1 protein-coding gene is annotated in these 342 nt (G+C 43.6%); it reads left to right on the top strand.

Annotation, left to right across the window (positions count from 1 at the left end; genetic code table 11):
* Nucleotides 1-118: 118 nt before the first annotated feature.
* On the top strand, nt 119-342 hold a 224-nt coding region (locus Y882_RS21045), incomplete at its 3' end, for a Thoeris anti-defense Tad2 family protein (protein ID WP_211259255.1).

The following is a 342-nucleotide window of genomic DNA, read 5'->3' as shown; positions in this document are numbered from 1 at the left end:
GGCTGACTACTGCAAACTTCGTGGTTGGGATGTACCTGCTAATGAAGACCCGTTAGAAGAGGGTTACTTAGTAGAGTACCCCGATTCTAACCCTAACCATGAGTAATTTCGTGGTTATATTAGCTGGTCACCTAAAGCTGCATTTGAAGGGGCATACTGTGATGTAGACAAAGGCTGCACGTTTGGCCACGCAGTAGAGCTTATGAAATCAGGTTTTAGAATGTCCCGTAAAGGCTGGAATGGAAAAGGAATGTATATCACATTGGTATCCGGTGAAAACTGGGCTATGGATAAGCATGAAAATACCGTATGCATGAAACAGGATTGGCTGGGTATTAAAAC

This window comes from Dyella japonica DSM 16301 (assembly GCF_001010355.1).
GTDB lineage: Bacteria > Pseudomonadota > Gammaproteobacteria > Xanthomonadales > Rhodanobacteraceae > Dyella > Dyella japonica.
The sequence above is the reverse complement of the archived record's forward strand: the minus strand, read 5'-3'. Positions and strand labels throughout refer to the sequence as shown.